Below are 18,541 nucleotides of genomic sequence, written 5' to 3' on the forward strand. Positions count from 1 at the left end.
AAAGTCTGTGAATTATCACTAATATTGAAAGAAAAAAAGCAAGATTCTTTACCCATACATGCAAGTTTCCGGCAATCTCCTTAATCTTTTCGACCGAACGATCCGTTTCAGCCAGCTGACTATTGAGCAGGGCCGGATTTATCACATTAACGAACTAGGGCCCGAACGATCGGGCGAACCCTATTTGCTCCCCGGTTTTGTCGATGCCCACGTCCATATTGAAAGTTCCCTGCTCACGCCCGCCCAGTTTGCCCGGCTGGCCGTGGTGCACGGAACGGTCGCGACCGTATCGGACCCCCACGAAATCGGGAACGTTCTCGGCGTTAAGGGCGTCGAATACATGATTGCCGACGGCCAGCGAACCCCGTTCAAATTCTGTTTCGGAGCCCCTTCCTGCGTGCCGGCCACCTCGTTCGAAACCGCCGGAGCCACCATCGGCGTCCGGGATCTAAGAAGATTACTCGGATTGAAAGAAATAGGCTATCTGGCCGAGATGATGAATTTTCCGGGGGTTCTGCACAACGACCCTGAGGTGATGGCCAAAATTGCACTCGCCCAAGCCTTTAACAAGCCCATCGACGGGCACGCCCCCGGTTTGCGGGGAGACGACGCCCAGCGTTACATCGACGCCGGGATGAGCACCGACCACGAATGTTTTACGTACGACGAAGGACTGGACAAAGTACAACGCGGCATGAATATTCTCATCCGGGAAGGCAGCGCGGCCAAAAATTTCGACGCCCTGATTCCGCTGCTGCGCGATTTTCCGGAAAAAATCATGTTCTGCTCCGACGACAAGCACCCCGATAGTCTGGTTGAAGGCCACATCAACCAACTGGTGAAACGGGCGCTGGCCCAGGGCCAGGAGTTGTTCCATGTCTTGCGGGCGGCCTGTCTGAACCCGGTTTTACACTACCGTCTGCCCGTTGGCCTGCTGCGCGAGGGCGACCCTGCCGATTTCATTCTGGTGGACGATCTGGCGGTTTTCTCCGTCCTGAAAACCGTCATCCAGGGCGAAGTGGTCGCCGAAAACGGAATTTCTCACTTGCCGGATTTACGCAGCGAACACGTCAATCAATTCCATTGCCTGCCGAAAAAACCGGCGGATTTTGCGGTGTGGCTGGAGAAGGAGGATCAGAATGCTGATGCGGATTTGCAATCCGCATCCAAAACTGCCGCTGATTTACAATCAGCAGGCAACAATGCATCTGACGAGCCAGCAGATTCAAAATCCACGGCAGCTGCGAGTCGGATTGCAAATCTGACTCAGCTGACCCATCCAAAGCAGCTTCGGGTGATCGAAGCCCTGGACGGGCAATTAATCACCAATCGTTTGTTGCTTCCCCCGACCCTTTCGGAAAACCGCCTTGTTGCGGACGTTGCGCGGGATATTTTAAAAATAACCGTCGTCAACCGCTACCAGAATACGGCTCCTGCCCTGGCATTTATCAAAAATTTTGGCCTGAAAAAAGGCGCGATTGCTTCGTCGGTCGGACACGATTCGCACAATATCGTTGCCGTCGGCTGCGACGATGAGAGCCTCTGCCAGGCGGTCAATCTGGTCATCGAAGCCAAAGGCGGGTTAAGTGCGGTTGCCGACCCGGCTACTTGTCAATTACTCCCATTGCCCATCGCCGGGTTGATGACTGATGGTGATGGATACACCGTCGCTGACCAATACACCACGATTGACCGGTTTGTAAAGAATGAATTGGGCAGCACACTGACCTCCCCGTTTATGACGTTGTCCTTCATGGCGCTGCTGGTCATTCCATCCCTGAAACTCAGCGACAAAGGACTATTTGACGGGCAAAACTTCCGATTTACGCCCTTGATGGCGCCCTAAAAACCGGGGTCGTATGCTTGCATACTAAAATAAAAATAATCCTATTTATACAAGTTTTTGTAAAAAAAAGTCCCAACTTTTTTTATTAACAAGTTTTGTTAATAAGTTTACATTCCGTACATCGAGTGCTTTGTATTGACCCATCCTAAACCATTATTATGCCTCGTTACCGCACCCCGTCCGGTATAGACGAAGAGCAACTCTGGGATCAGTTCCGGAGTGGCGATGAAGTGGCTTTTGCCCGGCTTTATAAGGAATATGTGCAGGTTCTCTATCACTACTGCGCCCACTTCACCGCCGATCGGGCTTTAATCAAGGATTGCATTCACGACCTGTTTGTTGAGCTCTGGAAACACCGGCAAACCATCGGCCAGACTACTTCCGTCCGGTTTTACCTGATGGCGTCGATCAAGCGCAAGCTGGTTCGCCACCTGAACGCCGAGATGAAATTCAGCAGCCAGGACGACGTGGAAAATGACCGGGAATGGCTCCCGGGCTGTGCCCCGTCCCACGAATCGACGCTGATTTCCTTCGAAGAGGACGACCACGTCAACTCCTGTGTCGCCAAAGCCATCGAAAAGCTCCCCCGCCGTCAGCGCGAAGCCGTTTATCTGCGGTATTACCAGAATCTGAGCAACGAAGAAATCTCGTCGCTGATGCAGATCAATATCCAGTCGGTTTACAACCTGATTTTCGGCGCGTTGACCAATCTTAAAAAATACATTTCGCCGGAGAAGGTGGTCCTTTAACCGCCCTTTTTCGGCTCAACGGGTTTAACTATTGCCCGCTGTTTGGCGTTTACCGTTTCAGGTTCTCTACCTTTGTACCCCGAATCGACAAACGCCAAACAGCAAATCCTGCATGAACCCGATTACCACGCCCCTCCCCGAACGGATGCGCCCGCGCACCCTCGACGATGTCATTGGTCAGCAAAAACTGATTGGCCCCGGCCGGGCGTTACGACGGGCGATCGAATCCAACCGCATTCCTTCCATGATTTTGTGGGGGCCGCCGGGGGTTGGCAAAACCACCCTCGCTCAACTGATTGCAGAAGCCACCAAACGGCCTTTTTTCAGTTTGAGCGCCATCAGTTCGGGCGTTAAAGACATTCGTGACGTATTGAGCCGCCCGTCAGGACTGTTCCCGCCCGTCGTCTTCATTGATGAAATTCACCGCTTCAATAAAAGCCAGCAGGATGCGCTGCTGGGAGCCGTTGAGAAGGGCACGATTACCCTAATCGGTGCCACCACCGAAAATCCCTCGTTTGAAGTCAATTCGGCCCTTTTATCCCGCTGCCAGGTGTATATTCTGGAGTCACTGGGGGTCGATGAATTGAAGCAGTTGGTCGACAACGCCTTGCAGAAAGACAGTTACCTCAAAGCGAAAAAAATCACCATTCAATCGTACGACGCGCTGATGCGGCTTTCGGGCGGTGATGGCCGTAAACTCCTGAATTTGCTGGAATTAGTGGTTACGTCGCGTCCGGATAACCAGGAGATGACCCTCGACGATGAGCTGGTAACCACCGTAGCCCAGCAGCAGATTGCACGGTACGACAAATCCGGCGAACAGCATTACGACATCATTTCGGCCTTCATCAAATCCCTGCGCGGCAGCGATCCCAACGCGGCTTTGTACTGGATGGCCCGCATGATGGTCGCGGGGGAAGATCCCGTATTTATCGCCCGCCGGATGCTGATTCTGGCTTCAGAAGACATTGGAAACGCCAACCCGACGGCCATCATCATGGCCACCAACGCCATACAGGCCGTGAAAGCCATCGGGTATCCCGAATGCCGGATCGTGTTGTCGCAAGTGGCGGTTTACCTGGCAACCTCCCCCAAAAGTAACGCAAGTTACGTGGCCATCAACGATGCGATGGCCCTGGCCGAGAAAACCGCCGATCAACCCGTGCCGCTACACCTGCGCAATGCTCCCACGAAGCTGATGAAACAGATTGGTTACGGCCAAAATTACCAGTACGCGCACGATTTTGAAGGCAATTTTACTCCGCAGAATTTCCTGCCCGACGACCTGAAAGGCACCAAACTTTACGAACCCGGCCAGAATGCCCGCGAAAACGAAATCCGGAAGCAGCTCCAACGCTGGTGGGGTGAGTGGTATGACTACTAAAACAACCCAATTACTCGCCGGTTTTTAGAAGAAAAACCGGCGAGTCGGTTAGCCTTACGGTTTTTGGGGTTCCAGAACCGCCACGGAGGTTTTCAGGTACTGATCAAACCATTTCAGGTAGCGATCAAACCGGTCGACCTGGTAACTCGGAACCGAAAGGCCGTGAAACTGATTCGGGTAGACGATGAGTTGCGTCGGAACGCCCAGCGAACGCAGCGCCTGATACATCTGCTCACTGCCGGCAATGGGCACGTTAAAATCTTTTTCGCCCCCCATAAATAACGTCGGTGTTTTGATGCGGTCGGCTTTCAGGAATGGAAACGACACTTTCAGCCATTTATCGGTATTTTTCCAGGGAAGCCCCAATTCATTTTCGTATTGGTTGACGTATTGATCGGATCCGTACATGGTTATCTGCAACGAGCTTCCGGCTCCGCTGGCAGCTGCCTTAAACCGTTGATCGGTCGTGATGGTGTAGTTGGTCAGAATCCCGCCATAACTCCATCCACCGATGCCCAGCCTGGCCGGATCGGCAATACCATTGGCAACGAGATAATCCGTAGCCCCCAGAATATCAACCACTTCCTTATTCCCCCAGTCTCCATAAATAGCTTTGCAGAACGCCAGCCCGCGCCCGCTGCTGCCCCGGTAATTGACCCCGGCTACGACAAAACCGCCCCCCGCCAGAAGCTGCCGCGAGAGGTCAAAACCGAAATTATCCTGCCCAACCGGACCACCGTGAATGAACAGGATCGTCGGTAGTTTCTGCCCCGCCGGAACGTGAGCGGGCCGGAACAGCATATTGGATACCTGCGTTCCATCCTTGCTGCGTGAGGTAAACCCTTCCACGTTCGCCAGCATAAGGGGTGCCACAAAATCATCCTGAATCGTGGTCAACCGGCGGGTTTCGCCTTTTTCAACAACGTAAATTTCTGCCGGTAACTGCGGTTTACTCATCAAGGTAGCCCAACCGCCTTTCGGGTTTTGCTCCAGATCGGCAAACGCACAGTCGCCCCCGGCCAACCGGCTGAGCTGACCGGTTGCCAGGTCGTACGCGCCCACGTAGGTCCGCCGGTCATCATCGACCAAAACCGCAATCGACTTCCCGTCGGGCGACCAGCGCGGATTCCGAACCGGGCGATCCAGCGCTGCCGAGAGCAGCTTAGGCTCCCCGCCGTTGGGCGAAAGCAGGGCCAAAACCGGCTGATCATACATGATAAAAGGGGTAGCCGCCGTCGAACGCAGGTACGCGATCTGCAGCCCGTCGGGACTCCAGACCGGGCTCCGGTCGTAACCCGCCCAGGTTGTCAACTGCTTCGCTGTGGCCTTGGGTCGGGCATCGATAACGAACAGATCGGTATTCTCATTTTTGTCGGGATCGGCCGTGCGGTTACTAACGAAAGCAATTTGCTTGCTGTCGGGCGACCAAACCGGTGACGATTCATCGTACGTACCGCTCGTCAAGGTATCGAGTTTGCGGGTATCCACATCGAACAGATACAGGTGAGCCGCCCGCCGATCGAGGTAGCCTTTGGTGTCCTCCTTGAAATGGTAGCGGTCGATGACGTACGGTTTCCGGATTTTGGTTTTCGCCGAATCCGAATAATCCTTGTCCCGAATGACCAGCGCCAGCGTTTTGCCGTTGGGGGCCCATTCATATTCTTCGAGTTCGCCCTTGAGCTCGGTCACTTTTTTACCTTCTCCTCCCCGCCGGTCAAGCAGCCACAACTGACAGTCTTTGTCTCCGTTACGCGTCGCCACAAACGACAAAAACCGCCCATCCGGGCTCCAGCGGGGCGACGATTCGCCCTCGGGGCCATTCGTCAGCTGCACCGACTGTTTGCCATCCCAGCTGATCATCCAGAGGTCGGTGTTCCGCTTGTCTTTTTCCTTGTCGACCGACGATAGCGTATACGCTATCCAGGCGCCATCGGGCGATACCTGTGGGTCGTTGATCGTCTGAAGTCGAAGAATGTCGGCTGGTTGAATCGGGCGTTTGACAGGTGGTTGCCCCAGGACAGTGCCCGTTAGCAGGCAAAGAAAGAAAATGGATCTCATGCGTTTGTTCTGAAGAGGAATGCGCCGGTGAAGATACAAAAAGTTTTATTTTTGGCGGACTGAGTGAAGAGGCACGCGTCCGAAGCATTCGCTTCCCTCCTTCCCTCGACTAAAAAACCGAAAACCGTATGTTCAAAAACCGTCTTGTACGCATTCTTGCCCTTCTTTTCCTAACCTGTCAGGCCGCGCTGGCGTCGAAAGTCGATACCGTCGAAACGTACAGTGCCGCCATGAAGAAAACCATCAAAGCGGTGGTGCTGACGCCCGACTCCTATGTAAGCGGCCGGGAATTTCCGGTGGTGTATCTGTTGCACGGCTACAGCGGCAACTACGCCGACTGGGTCAAAAAAGCGCCTTCGGTTCACCAGGCCGCCGATACCTACCAAACCATCATCGTGTGCCCGGATGGCAATTTCTCCAGCTGGTATTTTGACAGCCCGGCCGATCCGTCGTCCAAATACGAAACCTACGTGGCTACCGAACTGGTGAACTGGGTGGACGGGCGTTACAAAACCATCAAAAACCGCAAAGGCCGGGCGATAACCGGCCTGAGCATGGGTGGTCACGGGGCGTTGTACCTGGCGTTTAAACACCAGGACGTGTTCGGGGCCGCCGGAAGCATGAGCGGGGGCGTCGACATCCGGCCGTTTCCCAACAACTGGGACATGGCCAAAAAGCTCGGCCCCTACGCCCAATACCCCGACCGCTGGGAGCAGAATACCGTCATTAACATGCTCCATCTGCTGACACCGGGTTCGCTGGCGCTGATCATCGACTGCGGAACGGAGGATTTTTTCTTCCGGGTGAACAACCACCTGCACGAGAAAATGCTGGAGCGAAACATTGCCCACGACTACATTACCCGCCCCGGTGCCCACAACTGGCCCTACTGGACCAGCGCCCTCAACTACCAGTTGCTATTCATGCAGCAGTATTTTGATAAAAACGTTTAAGGTTTGAGGTTTAAGGTTTAACGGGCTGACGCAGGCAATGCACAACTCGTTAAACCTCAAACCTTAAACCCTATTTCCCCTGCGAATCCACAAAGTACACCATGGCCTGGTTCAGAAAGTGAGCGTAGGCCGGATTCGGTTCGCCGTTCTGGCTGGTGTAGCGCGGATCATCGACATACAATTGGGCCAGCCCCCGATAAGCCGCCAGCGGATTGCCGTTGCCGACCGACGGGCCCCACATTTTACGAATGTGCGCAAAATGCCGGGCAATCTGCTGCTGCACTGCCGGATCGGCGGGGTCTTTATGCATCAACTCGCCCAAAGTCCGGTAAATCGCTTCACCTTCGGATTTTAACTGCTCAAATTCGGCTTTACTCAGGTGGCGGAGTTTGTTTTCCGATTCTTTCACTACTTTTTCTCCGTATTGGGCAACGGCTTCCTGCCGGTAGGCTTCCGCTTGTTCTTTCGGGAAACCTGCGTATAATTCTTCGTCGGTTAACATGATTTGTTCTCCTTTTAGTTTTGAAAGGGTTTTATCAATCGTGCCCAGCAAGGTCGTAAGCCGGTCCCGACGTTCGCACAACGCGGTTTTGTGGCTCTGAAGTGCGGTTACCAGATCGAATTCGGGGTCTTCAAGTACCTGCCGGATCTCCAGTAACGAAAAATCCAGCTCCTTGTAAAAGAGAATCTGCTGCAGTCGGATGAGCTCTTTTTCGCCGTAAAGCCGGTACCGGGCTTCCGTGCGGACGGATGGTTTCAACAGACCCAGCCGGTCGTAGTGGTGAAGGGTGCGCACACTGACCCCCGCTAGACTTGCCAGTTTTTTTACCGAATACGTTCTCATTATCACCTTCTTACTGGAATTGATGCCGTAAATGTAGGCTATGACGTAAGGGGAGAGTCAAGAAAAAAATGAAGTTTCTTTAAAGTTTTTCTATTTTAACGGCCTTGGAAACCAATCAGCCCACTACCGATCAGCTCCGCCCGGCCCAGAATGCCGCCGATGCCAACACCCTGTTGCGCATGATGGAGACGTTTTGCCAGCATTTCAATTACCCGTTCGACCGCGCACAACGCTGGGACCTGATCTGGCAGATGCTGGATACTCCGTCGCTGGGATCACTCTGGCTGATCGACCACGACCGGCAACCGGTGGGCTACGTGGTATTGACCTACGGTTTTGCCCTGGAGTTTGGCGGAAAAACCGCCCTGGTCGACGAACTCTTTATCGAAGAAGCCCACCGGGGCGTGGGCCGGGGGGGCCGGGTGTTGCGGGGCATTCAGCAACTGACCGATCAGATTGGCGTGTCGGTCGTTCTGCTGCAAACCGAAAAATACAACGTCCGCGCCAAGCGTCTGTACGAATCCCTCGGCTTCGTCGATCAGGAGCGCAGCACATTGATGTGGAAGAAGTAAGCCTGTATGGTACGCCGTTTTCCGTTTACGGTTTTCAGTCGCTGACGCACGCTGTTTCGCCGACCTTACCCCACCCAAAACTGAAAACCGTATACCGAAAACTGAAAACTGTTTTAAAATGAAATTCTTCGTTCCTTCGACTAAAAATGCGGATGAAGCCGAGAAAGTGTACGGCATTCTGCGAAAATCGATGCTGAAACATCGGTACGAAACCACCGATCAGCGGATTTATTCGATTACCTTCGATGACAACGGGTTTAGCCTGACCGAAACCGTGGGAAAACCGTCCGAAACCTCCGGCGAAACGATTGTCGCCATTTTTCAGTCCGGTGACCTTTACCTGATTTGTACGAATAACCGGGGCGTTTTGCGCGGCATGCCGATGGTTGCGGGGGAGTGGGCCGTCACGAATGTGACGTTATTTGAGGAAGCCGCCTAAGGGTGTTTTCCCAAAATACGCTGGCGGGAAGAACACTCCTCGTCTTTCCCCGCCCTCCCTTCTTTTGGCGTACCTGACGAAAAAACAAACCTGTCCGGTAACGGGTCCTTATCGTTCGCGCTGACGGAGCCATCCGATGACCACCAGCACCATCATCGAGAAAAGCAAGCCTTTGGCAAACCGCTTCGTTTGTTTCAACGGCCGTGCGGGTTGACGAACCGCCGACGGACGGTCGGCGGACGGATGCAGGTAAAGATCCCGGTGACCAGTCTCAACGAAAACCGTATCCGAAACAAAGGAAAGAGAAGGCGTACGGAGCGCGTCGCCAGCATTACGAAGTCCGGCCAATAGCAGCCCGGAAAGCAGGAGTATTTTCATACTCCTAAGACGTTGCCCTGCGTCGAAAGTCACCCCAACGGTTTGATTTCCAGAGTCAGGCACCCGGAAAACCAGACACCAGAACCGGCTTACCTTCCGGTCTTTCCATCCACCTTATTCTTCTGTCAACGGCGCTGCGCGTATTGTATCCCGAAACCGCTCGATCCGCCCCAGATCGACCTGCGTTAACCCCCATTTCGCCAGCGCTTCGGGGTTTCCTTTTAGCTCGTTGACCAGCTTACTAAGCGTAAGCTGCACAATTTCGACTTCTTTCGGGGTGGTTTCAAACGCTATTTTCATACGATCTTGATAAGGTCAATGCGGTTTTCGATGGGCTGAAAGTTAGTCCGGTAAAATCGGTTTTCAAAACAAACCATCGTCGAAACGGACCGGGACCAGCCCCGTCATGAAACCCCCGAAACGAATTTCCGGCCCAATCAATCCAGGTGGTTTTTGTAACAGTTGGCGCAGCCCGCTTCGCAACTCATCCCGTATTGGCTTTCTCCGCCCGGTTTTCGGCCGCTATTTTGGGAGATAACGCGCTGATGCAACAACAAATACCATGAAAAAACCGTATTCTCTTCTCCTTGTATGGCTCTGTTTCCTGCTGGTTCCGGCCGTGAGCCGGGCTCAATCGTCCGGCAAACGCTTTTCGTTCGGCCTGAAAGCCGGGGCCAATTTCTCCAAGCTCAACGACCTGTCCTACCAGACACCCCGCCTGGATGGTAACGGATTGCCGGTGATGTCGGGCGGGCAGGTTGTTTACGACTTTTTTCAGCAAAACGACACCCACACCCTCGGCATCACGGGCGGTTTGTATGCCCGGTTTGGCAGCAAGATTTACCTGCAACCGGAAGTGCTGTTTTCGGTGAAAGGTGGCAAGTTCGATATCATTCGCCAGGGGTTGGCCACGCAGTCGGTAAACGTCAAGGTCGGGACCATCGACGTGCCGGTTTTGCTGGGCGTCCGGCTGGGACCGCTGCGGCTCAATGCAGGGCCGATGGCTTCGCTGCCGGTTCTCAGCGGCAACCTGAAAGAGTCGCTCCAACACTACACGACGCAGGCCTTCCGGGAGACTACCAAACAGGCTCAGTTTGGCTATCAGGCCGGGATTGGGTTATCACTAGCCGGAATGCAACTTGACCTTCGATACGAAGGGGGCCTGGGCAAACCCACGATTTCGGAAGCAAACGACCTGAACAAAACGTCATCGACGCGTTCAAACCTCTGGCAACTGACCGTTGGATTCGGTTTTTAACTGGATTTCGCAAGTCATACTCAGTATGAAAAACCGCCTGTCGCCTTTTTAGGAATAACCGGTCAAACGATACCAACGCCGTAATCCCGTCATGAAAAAGCGAACCTTCCTGAAACTGTCTTCGACGCTCCTGGCAGCGCCCGTTTTGCCTCCCTTAACCGGTTGGATCGCCGATGACAAACCCCGAAACTGGGCGGGTAATTATCAGTACAGCACGGATAAACTCTACCCGGCCCGGACGTTTCAGCAGGTTCAGGAACTGGTCAAAAAGTACGACAAACTCAAGGTGTTGGGGACACGTCACTGCTTCAACGGAATTGCCGACAGCACGCACCAGATGATCTCGCTGCTGGAGATGCACCAGGTGCTGGCGCTGGACCCAAAGGCGAAAACCGTGACGGTCGATGCCAATCTGAAATACGGCGATCTGGCAACTTATTTAGATCGCAAAGGATTTGCGTTGCACAACCTGGCTTCGCTGCCCCATATCTCCGTTGCGGGGGCCTGTGCCACGGCCACCCACGGTTCCGGCGTCAAAAACGGCAACTTATCGACCGCCGTAGCCGCCCTGGAAATCGTGCTGGCGAATGGCGAAGTCCGGACGTTATCCCGCGCGAAAGATGGCGAAGCATTCCGGGCTGCGGTGGTACACCTGGGCGGTTTGGGCGTCGTCACCAAAGTCACGCTCGACATTCAGCCGACGTTCAAAATGCGCCAGTTTGTGTACGAAAACCTGCCGCTGGACCAGCTTAAAAATCATTTTGACGCCATCGAGAAGAGCGCCTATAGTGTGAGCCTGTTTACTGACTGGCAGAAGAAACGCGTCAACGAAGTCTGGCTGAAAGAGCGCATGGGTGCCGGAAAACCGGCGGCTGCCAAACCGGAATTTTACGGAGCCAGACTGGCAACCCGAAACCTCCACCCCATCGCCGAGCTTTCGGCCGTGAACTGCACCGAACAGATGGGCGTCCCCGGTCCCTGGTACGAACGGCTGCCCCACTTCCGGATGGGCTTCACACCCAGTAGCGGGAAAGAGCTGCAATCCGAATATTTTGTGCCGGCCCGAAACGCCGTCGAAGCCATTCTGGCGGTTGAGCGAATGCGTGATCGCATCAGCCCGCACCTGTTTATTTCGGAAATCCGCACCATCGACGCGGACGATCTGTGGATGAGTCCGTGTTATAAGCAGCCGTCCGTCGCCATTCACTTCACCTGGAAACCGGAATGGCCTGCCGTCCGAAACCTCCTGCCGATGATCGAGAAAGAACTGGCGCCGTTCGGCGTGCGTCCCCACTGGGGCAAGTTATTCAGCATCACGCCCGCCCAGCTTCAGACCCGCTACGAAAAACTACCCGAATTCCGCAAACTGCTGACCGACTACGACCCGAAAGGCAAATTCCGCAACGCGTTTCTGAACACGAATATTTTTGGAAAATAACGGCGGTCGGATCAGGCCGGTTTTTCGGTTTCTGCTTTTGGGTGAAGCGCTTCCGGTGCGGAGCGTTCCGCCGGTTCGGGATCATACAGCGCCAGTAAGGGAACCCGGGGATTATACGCCAGCCGACGCGTCAGGCTGCGGTTCCAGACGGCATCCAGCAGGGATTTCCGGTAGGGAACGGTCACCAGCAAATCCACCGTATGTGTATCGAGATACGTATCGATTCCCCGGTCAACATCCTCATCCCGGAGAAAATACGGCTCGGTAAAAATAGTGTCAAAAACCGGCTCGATTTGCTGCTGGTAGCGTTCCAGAGCTTCCGCCGTTGCTGTTTTAGCGGGCTGATCGACGACTGCCAACGCCGTCAACCGGGCGGTTTTGCGCGTCGTCAGCTCCTTCAGCGGTTCCAGGCAGGTCGGGTCGAGCAAGGTCGCATAGTCCGTGGCCAGCACCACGTCCCGCAGGGGCTGAATCGCGGCATTTTTCGGAACCACCAGCACGTTCGTTTTGGCATGCCGGATCAGACCGGTGGCCACACTACCCAGAACGGGCAAAAAACCGGCCCCGCTGGCTCCCACCACCACGAAATCGTAAGCCTTCTGTTCAAGCGCAGCTTCCACCGCATCAACGGGGTTTCCCGGAACCGTCAGGAGATGATAGGCATGAAACGGCGGGTGAAAATGCGCCGTAAGTTCCGACAATTGGGTCTGCAAACTCCGGAATGCCAGCCGTTCGGCTTCTTTCATCCGAATACCGACTTCGTACATCGTTTCGGGTTCGATGGGGTATGCGTGCAGCAGGTCAAATTCAACCGCCGTATCGTCAAACAGTTTTTGGGCAAAATGGATGGCCTTCTCGGACGCTTCCGAAAAATCGGTCAGCAACAAAATCTTTTTCATAGAGCTTAGAGGATAGGTGGTTAAACAACGGCTAAAACCGGCACATCGGACTGGCGCGCCAGACGTTGGGTACGGGTTTCCAGCAGCGACCGCAGGATGCGGTTCCGCGACTTGGGTAACATCATAACCAGATCGGCCCGGTTTTCGGCGACAAAGTGCAGGATGGTGGTCGTCAGATCCTCGCCCGGAACCAGGCTGACCGTATGCGGCTGGTGTTTGAGCAACTGCCGGAGTTCTTCGGCAGCCTGCTGCACCAGCGGATCGCCCGGTTTCTGGCTGACACAAATCAGATTCAGACACCCTTCAAACCGCTTGGCAAACCGCATCACGCCGTCCAGCGCATGCGCACTGACCGGTTTTTCCAGGTTGACCGCCAGCACAATGTTTTTGAATGGCACAAATTTCGCACCCGGCGGAACCAGCAGCAGGGAAACCGTGGTCCGTGGAATCATGTCTGTAGCCTGACTACCGAAATAGCGAACACCCGCAGACCGCGCTCCGGCAGTCCCCATCACCAGCAAATCCGCCTTCTCTTCGTTCACTACCCGTTCGATCGTTTCGAGCGTAGCCCCTTCGCGTGCCAGAACCGTAATGGAAAGCTGTCCACCCGCAACCTGTTGCAGTTTGTCCCGCAACCGGTACAGTTTTCGCCGGGCACTTCGTTTCACTTTTTCTTCCATGGGCGTAAAAACCGTCCGGAGCAGTTCCAGTTGCAGAGGGTGCTGGTAGACGTGTAGGAGTATCAGCCTGGCGTTATGTTGAGCCGCCAGTTGTCCCGCAAATTCGGATGCAGAACGGGCGTTTTCGGAAAAATCAGTAGCTAAAACGATGGCTTTCATGAGCGGAACAAGGGTTAAACTCGGATAGGTGCGTAAATCGAAGGCGTTTTCGGGTCGGAATCCGAATGGTTTTCCTGGCAGCAAAGGTATCGGAAGTGCCCATTTCAGGCCCTGATGCTCCTCAAGTTCCTCCGGGATAAAAGTCAGTCTTTCGCCTGACAAACGGCATGTTTCCGACCTCAGGTTCTTGGTACTTTTAACGATGCGGTTTTCACACCCAGCCGCTTCTCCTGTTATGCTGAGCGAACTTACTCCCGAAGTCATCGATGCGATGCTGGTCAACCAGTATTTTGGCCGGATTGGTTGTGCTGCCGAAGGCCGAATTCTCGTCGAACCGTTGATGTATTACTTCGACGGCTGTTTCATTCTGGGCCTGACCCGCGAAGGTACCAAAACCGAACTGGTCCGAAAAAACCCGCAGGTCGCGTTTGAAATCGACGAAATGCTCAGCCCCGGCACCTGGCGCAGCGTGGTGATTGAAGGGATTTTCGAAGAATTGCAGGGGGATGAACGCGATTATGCCCTTTATCTGCTGAGAAACCGAAAAATCCCGGTTTTTGCCGACGAAAAAATGGGATACCCCGGCGAAATTGAACCCGTTGAGCATAAAGCGGTTTACCCGGTCGTTTTTCGGATTCGGATTCAGCACAAAACCGGGCGGTGCTATACGGCACCAAAATAGCGGAGAGCCCGGCACCATCCAATGATTTTTGCTACATTCGCACCGTCTGGCTATTTTTTGACCAATTTCCCGATGGAATTGTACGCAATTAATCTCGTTTTATGATGCGGAAGCACCGATTCAACTCCTCTTTTCTCTTTCTATTTTGGGTGCTGGCGGGTTCGTCGGCGCTCGCCCAGCGTCCGCCCGCCTATCCCCTGATTACCCTCGATCCGTACACCAGCATCTGGTCGTTCAACGACCGGCTGACCGACTCGCCCACCCGCCACTGGACCGGTAAAAACTTCCCGATCGACGGGCTGGTTCGCGTCGATAACCGCACCTACCGGTTTATGGGTGCCCCCCTGACCACCCTGAAAACCGTGGTTCCAACGGCGCAAACGACCGCCTACGATTTGACCTATACGTTTCAGAAACCGTCAGATGGTTGGGAGAAACCGGATTTCAACCCCTCCGGCGACTGGAAAGCCGGTAAAGCGCCGATCGGCGACGGTGCATCCAGCAACCCGATCAAACCAGCCACGATCTGGAAAACCAAAGAAGTCTGGTACCGCCGGACGGTAACGGTTTCGGATCTGAATTTCGAGAACCTCGTCCTGTACCTGAGCCACGACGACGATGTGGTGGTGTATATCAACGGCGTAAAAGCCTTCGATAGCGGTCACCGTCACGTCAGTGATTACAAAGTATTTCCGCTCGATCCGGCCGCCAAAGCTGCGCTGAAAAAAGGCATCAACCTCCTGGCCGTCCATTGCATCAATCCGAGAGGGGGCGCTTACGTCGATGCCGGTCTGGTGGATGAGCAGACGGTCAAACTCGGCGGTCCGGTTGAGATCGCCAACCAGCAAAGTGTAAACGTTCAGGCGACCCAAACGGAGTACCAGTTTGCCGCCGGACCGGTCGCCCTGACCGTGACGTTTACCACCCCTTTCCTGCTTAACAATCTGGAGGTAACTGCGCGTCCGGCTTCGTATATTACCTATTCGGCCCGATCGACCGATGGCAAACCGCATACGGTGCAGGTCTTCACGGCGGCTTCGGGCCTGCTGAGTGTTCACCAGCCGCTGCAGGAAGTCGCCGGGAAACGTTCGACGGTGGAGGGTCTGACGGTTTTGTCCATCGGCACCACGCAACAGAACGTGCTGGGCCGCAAGGGCGATGACGTTCGGATCGACTGGGGGTACGCCTTGCTGGCCGCGCCATCGGCCCCGACCACCCAAACGGGCATTGGTGAACCGGCCGCGCTGTTCCGCAGCTTTATCAGTCAGGGCAAGGTCGCCAGCGGAAGCAGCCGGCCGGCCCCCGCCGACAACCGTTCCCTGGCGGTTTCGCAGTCGCTCGGAACGGTCACGCAAACCCCAAAAACCGCCCACGTTATCCTGGGCTACGACGACATTTATTCGGTCCAGTATTTCGGCAAAAACCTGCGCGGCTGGTGGCGTCGCGACGAATCCATGACCGCTGAAAGGATGCTGGCGGCCGCCGAAAAAGACTACCCGCAACTGCTGACCCAATGCCGGCAGTTTGACCAGCAACTCTATACCGACGCCGAGAAATCGGGTGGAAAAGCATACGCCGATCTTTGCCAGCTGGCTTACCGCCAATCGATTGCGGCCCATAAAACCGTCGCCGGACCGAAGGGAGAAGTGCTGTTTTTCTCGAAAGAAAATTTCAGCAACGGCTCCATCGGTACCGTAGACATCACGTACCCGTCGGCCCCGCTTTTTCTGGTCTATAATCCGACCCTGCTGAAAGGCATGATGGAGCCGATTTTCCAGTATTCGAAAAGCGGGAAGTGGACCAAACCGTTTGCGGCCCATGATGTGGGCACCTATCCGCTGGCCAACGGACAAACCTACGGCGAAGACATGCCCGTGGAAGAGAGTGGGAACATGATCATCCTGACAGCCGCCCTTGCCGTCGTCGAGAAGAACGCCGAGTATGCCCGGCAACACTGGCAGACGCTGACGACCTGGGTGGAATACCTCAAAAAAGACGGTTTTGACCCGGCCAACCAGCTTTGCACCGACGACTTCGCGGGGCACCTCGCCCGCAACGCCAACCTGAGCGTCAAGGCCATCATGGGCATTGCTTCCTACGGTCACCTGGCGAAGCAACTGGGGCATACCGAAGTGGGCGAACAGCATTTGAAACTGGCCCGTGAACTGGCGCAAAAGTGGGTTCAGATGGCCGAAGATGGCGATCACTACGCGCTGACGTTTGACAAACCGCAGGGAAGCTGGAGCCAGAAATACAACCTGGTCTGGGACAAGCTCCTGGATTTAAACATTTTCCCGAAAGAAGTCGCGCAGAAAGAGATCCGGTATTACCTCACCAAACAACAACCGTTTGGCCTGCCGCTCGACAGCCGGAAAACCTACACCAAATCCGACTGGATTATCTGGACGGCCACCATTGCCGACCAGCCGCAGGATTTTCAGCAACTGGTGCAACCGGTTTTCAAGTACGCCGACCAGACGCCGAGCCGGGTGCCGCTCAGCGACTGGCACGAAACCACCAATGGCAAACAGGTCGGTTTTCAGGCCCGCTCGGTTGTTGGCGGTTATTTCATTAAATTACTGGACGATAAACTTCATTAATTCACTTTTCCCAGCTAAACCCATGATGACAAAAACCCGATTGGGCCTCTTTCTGACGGCGGCCCTGTTGCTCGAAGCTGGCAGCGGTTTTGCCCAGAAAGGCAAGAAAATTTACACCTTTCCGATTGGTATTCAATCGTATACGTACCGCCATAGTTTCCCGAAAGGCGTGGAAGCTACCCTCGACACCATTCAGTCGCTGGGCATTACCGAAATGGAAGGCGGAACGCCCAAAGGCGTAACGACCGCCGAATTCAAGAAAATGCTGAAGGACCGCGGCATCAGCATTCCGGGCACCGGCGCGGGCTACGAACAGCTCGTGAAAGATCCGATGGAAGTGGTCCGAAACGCAAAAGAACTGGGTTCTACGTTTGTAATGTGCGCCTGGATTCCGCATCAGAAAGGGAATTTTACGCTGGAAAACGCCAAAAAAGCGGTCGAAGATTTTAACCGGGTGGGCAAAATTCTGAAGGAAAACGGCCTTACATTCTGCTACCACAACCACGGTTTTGAGTTTCAGCCCTACGAAGACGGTACCCTGTTCGACTACATGGTAAAAAACACGAATCCGGAGTATGTTTCCTTCGAAATGGATATTCTGTGGGCCACCCACGGCGGTGCTGATCCGGTCAAACTGCTCAACAAATACGGCAGCCGCTGGAAGCTGATGCACCTGAAAGACCTCAAAAAAGGTGTAAAAGGGGACCTGACCGGCAATACCCCGCAGGAGAACGACGTCATTCTGGGAACAGGGCAGATCGATATGCCGATGGTGTTAAAAACCGCCAGGAAAGTCGGCATCAAACATTATTTCATCGAAGACGAGAGCAACATCTGGAGTTATCAGGTTCCGAAAAGCATCGCTTACCTGAAAAATCTGACGGAGTAAAAACCGGATTTCCGCCTTTTAAAATGCCCGGGGAAAGCCGTTCCGGCGGTTTTTCTCCGGGCATTTTTAGTAGAAAACCAGGCCACCCGGCCCGCCTGGTTCACAATTTAGCCATCGGTACCTTCGACTTATCTTCTGGTTACGTGCCAACTCAAAAAGCGGTTACTTTTGATCCAGAGAAAAACGTAAAAACAACCCGGTTGAATTTTGGTTTATAGCAGGATATCGGCTCTTCTGTAAGGGCTAAAACCCCAGAAAGACAGGCCTTTATAAAAACCCGTACCGACGATGGGAGAATGGACCGAGCGGTGGCCTGGTTCCTTCACCCTTCCGTGAATTTGATTTTCGTTAGATAATGCAACAGTGCCAAGTATACGGTAATAGGAAAATCGTAACGCTAATAGATAAAGTGGCACAAAGTTTGGACAGATTAAGTATCCCCTTACTATGCGGTCAAATCTATTTAGTGACAAATAAATTATGACGACCAAAACTGTTTCTGTTGAAGTTTTCAACCGCGTTGGCACCGAGCGAGATGAGTCTTTAATGGGCACTCATAAAATGTCAAAAATCCGCAAACGGGGCCAGTATAAACTGAATTTCTCCAAAACTATCCTCTGGCTTTTGATATTTGCCGTTGCGATGGGGTTTGCGGTAATGTGGTATCAGGTGATCATTAGTCTGATAAATTCCCTTTTTAACTGATTCCGCCA

The 18,541-nt window shown here is 54.1% G+C and carries 18 protein-coding genes; 12 read left to right on the forward strand and 6 right to left on the reverse strand.

Annotated elements, in window-relative coordinates:
* Positions 1-58: 58 nt before the first annotated feature.
* The 3 genes from ACFPMF_RS20425 (at position 59) to ACFPMF_RS20435 (ending at position 3,979) form a co-directional block, all read left to right on the forward strand.
* Positions 59-1,846, forward strand: a complete 1,788-nt coding sequence (locus ACFPMF_RS20425; RefSeq protein WP_379848588.1) for an adenine deaminase — start codon at positions 59-61, stop codon at positions 1,844-1,846.
* Between the two features lie 158 nt (positions 1,847-2,004).
* Positions 2,005-2,595 (forward strand): RNA polymerase sigma factor, encoded by a 591-nt coding sequence (locus ACFPMF_RS20430; protein WP_038123154.1) that lies wholly within the window; start codon positions 2,005-2,007, stop codon positions 2,593-2,595.
* A 112-nt stretch (positions 2,596-2,707) separates the two neighbouring features.
* Positions 2,708-3,979, forward strand: coding sequence for a replication-associated recombination protein A (locus ACFPMF_RS20435; protein ID WP_379848589.1), 1,272 nt, complete (start codon positions 2,708-2,710; stop codon positions 3,977-3,979).
* Positions 3,980-4,033: 54 nt separating this feature from the next.
* Here the strand turns inward: ACFPMF_RS20435 and ACFPMF_RS20440 are convergent, their stop codons facing one another.
* Positions 4,034-6,037 carry a prolyl oligopeptidase family serine peptidase gene (locus ACFPMF_RS20440; protein WP_379848590.1) on the reverse strand — a complete coding sequence of 668 codons (2,004 nt, stop codon included), beginning with the start codon at positions 6,035-6,037 and terminating at the stop codon, positions 4,034-4,036.
* A gap of 128 nt (positions 6,038-6,165) precedes the next feature.
* Between ACFPMF_RS20440 and ACFPMF_RS20445 the strand changes: the two genes are divergently transcribed.
* A complete protein-coding gene (locus ACFPMF_RS20445) occupies positions 6,166-6,990 on the forward strand; it encodes an alpha/beta hydrolase (RefSeq protein ID WP_379848591.1) in 825 nt (274 codons plus the stop codon).
* Between the two features lie 70 nt (positions 6,991-7,060).
* Here the strand turns inward: ACFPMF_RS20445 and ACFPMF_RS20450 are convergent, their stop codons facing one another.
* A complete protein-coding gene (locus tag ACFPMF_RS20450) occupies positions 7,061-7,834 on the reverse strand; it encodes a MerR family transcriptional regulator (protein ID WP_379848592.1) in 774 nt (257 codons plus the stop codon).
* 104 nt (positions 7,835-7,938) lie between these two features.
* On the opposite strand from ACFPMF_RS20450, the gene ACFPMF_RS20455 reads away from it, so the two are divergent.
* Positions 7,939-8,406 carry a GNAT family N-acetyltransferase gene (locus tag ACFPMF_RS20455; RefSeq protein ID WP_379848593.1) on the forward strand — a complete coding sequence of 156 codons (468 nt, stop codon included), beginning with the start codon at positions 7,939-7,941 and terminating at the stop codon, positions 8,404-8,406.
* Positions 8,407-8,524: 118 nt separating this feature from the next.
* Complete coding sequence (locus tag ACFPMF_RS20460; protein ID WP_379848594.1) at positions 8,525-8,845, forward strand: hypothetical protein; 321 nt, start codon at positions 8,525-8,527, stop codon at positions 8,843-8,845.
* A 108-nt stretch (positions 8,846-8,953) separates the two neighbouring features.
* On the opposite strand, the gene ACFPMF_RS20465 is transcribed toward ACFPMF_RS20460, so the two are convergent.
* Together ACFPMF_RS20465 and ACFPMF_RS20470 are read right to left on the reverse strand one after the other, a co-directional pair.
* Positions 8,954-9,223 (reverse strand): hypothetical protein, encoded by a 270-nt coding sequence (locus tag ACFPMF_RS20465; RefSeq protein ID WP_379848595.1) that lies wholly within the window; start codon positions 9,221-9,223, stop codon positions 8,954-8,956.
* Between the two features lie 114 nt (positions 9,224-9,337).
* Positions 9,338-9,523: a hypothetical protein gene (locus ACFPMF_RS20470; protein WP_379848596.1), complete on the reverse strand. Its 186-nt coding sequence runs from the start codon at positions 9,521-9,523 to the stop codon at positions 9,338-9,340.
* 262 nt (positions 9,524-9,785) lie between these two features.
* Here ACFPMF_RS20470 and ACFPMF_RS20475 point away from each other — a divergent pair, with 262 nt between their 5' ends.
* Complete coding sequence (locus ACFPMF_RS20475) at positions 9,786-10,481, forward strand: porin family protein (protein WP_379848597.1); 696 nt, start codon at positions 9,786-9,788, stop codon at positions 10,479-10,481.
* 91 nt (positions 10,482-10,572) lie between these two features.
* Positions 10,573-11,919 carry a D-arabinono-1,4-lactone oxidase gene (locus ACFPMF_RS20480; RefSeq protein ID WP_379848598.1) on the forward strand — a complete coding sequence of 449 codons (1,347 nt, stop codon included), beginning with the start codon at positions 10,573-10,575 and terminating at the stop codon, positions 11,917-11,919.
* 11 nt (positions 11,920-11,930) lie between these two features.
* Here the strand turns inward: ACFPMF_RS20480 and ACFPMF_RS20485 are convergent, their stop codons facing one another.
* Positions 11,931-12,818 (reverse strand): universal stress protein, encoded by an 888-nt coding sequence (locus tag ACFPMF_RS20485; RefSeq protein WP_379848599.1) that lies wholly within the window; start codon positions 12,816-12,818, stop codon positions 11,931-11,933.
* Positions 12,819-12,838: 20 nt separating this feature from the next.
* Complete coding sequence (locus ACFPMF_RS20490; protein ID WP_379848600.1) at positions 12,839-13,657, reverse strand: universal stress protein; 819 nt, start codon at positions 13,655-13,657, stop codon at positions 12,839-12,841.
* A 235-nt stretch (positions 13,658-13,892) separates the two neighbouring features.
* Here ACFPMF_RS20490 and ACFPMF_RS20495 point away from each other — a divergent pair, with 235 nt between their 5' ends.
* The 4 genes from ACFPMF_RS20495 (at position 13,893) to ACFPMF_RS20510 (ending at position 18,533) form a co-directional block, all read left to right on the forward strand.
* A complete protein-coding gene (locus tag ACFPMF_RS20495; RefSeq protein ID WP_379848601.1) occupies positions 13,893-14,339 on the forward strand; it encodes a pyridoxamine 5'-phosphate oxidase family protein in 447 nt (148 codons plus the stop codon).
* 104 nt (positions 14,340-14,443) lie between these two features.
* The gene (locus ACFPMF_RS20500; protein ID WP_379848602.1) at positions 14,444-16,939 is read left to right on the forward strand and encodes a glutaminase family protein; all 2,496 of its coding nucleotides are present in this window, start codon (positions 14,444-14,446) and stop codon (positions 16,937-16,939) included.
* 25 nt (positions 16,940-16,964) lie between these two features.
* Entirely contained in the window at positions 16,965-17,828 is an 864-nt protein-coding gene (locus ACFPMF_RS20505) for a sugar phosphate isomerase/epimerase family protein (protein ID WP_379848615.1), read from the forward strand.
* A gap of 480 nt (positions 17,829-18,308) precedes the next feature.
* Entirely contained in the window at positions 18,309-18,533 is a 225-nt protein-coding gene (locus ACFPMF_RS20510) for a hypothetical protein (protein WP_379848603.1), read from the forward strand.
* Positions 18,534-18,541 lie beyond the last annotated feature (8 nt).

Origin of the sequence: Larkinella bovis, assembly GCF_042655385.1 — a bacterium.
In the GTDB taxonomy this organism is placed as follows: Bacteria; Bacteroidota; Bacteroidia; order Cytophagales; family Spirosomataceae; genus Larkinella; species Larkinella bovis.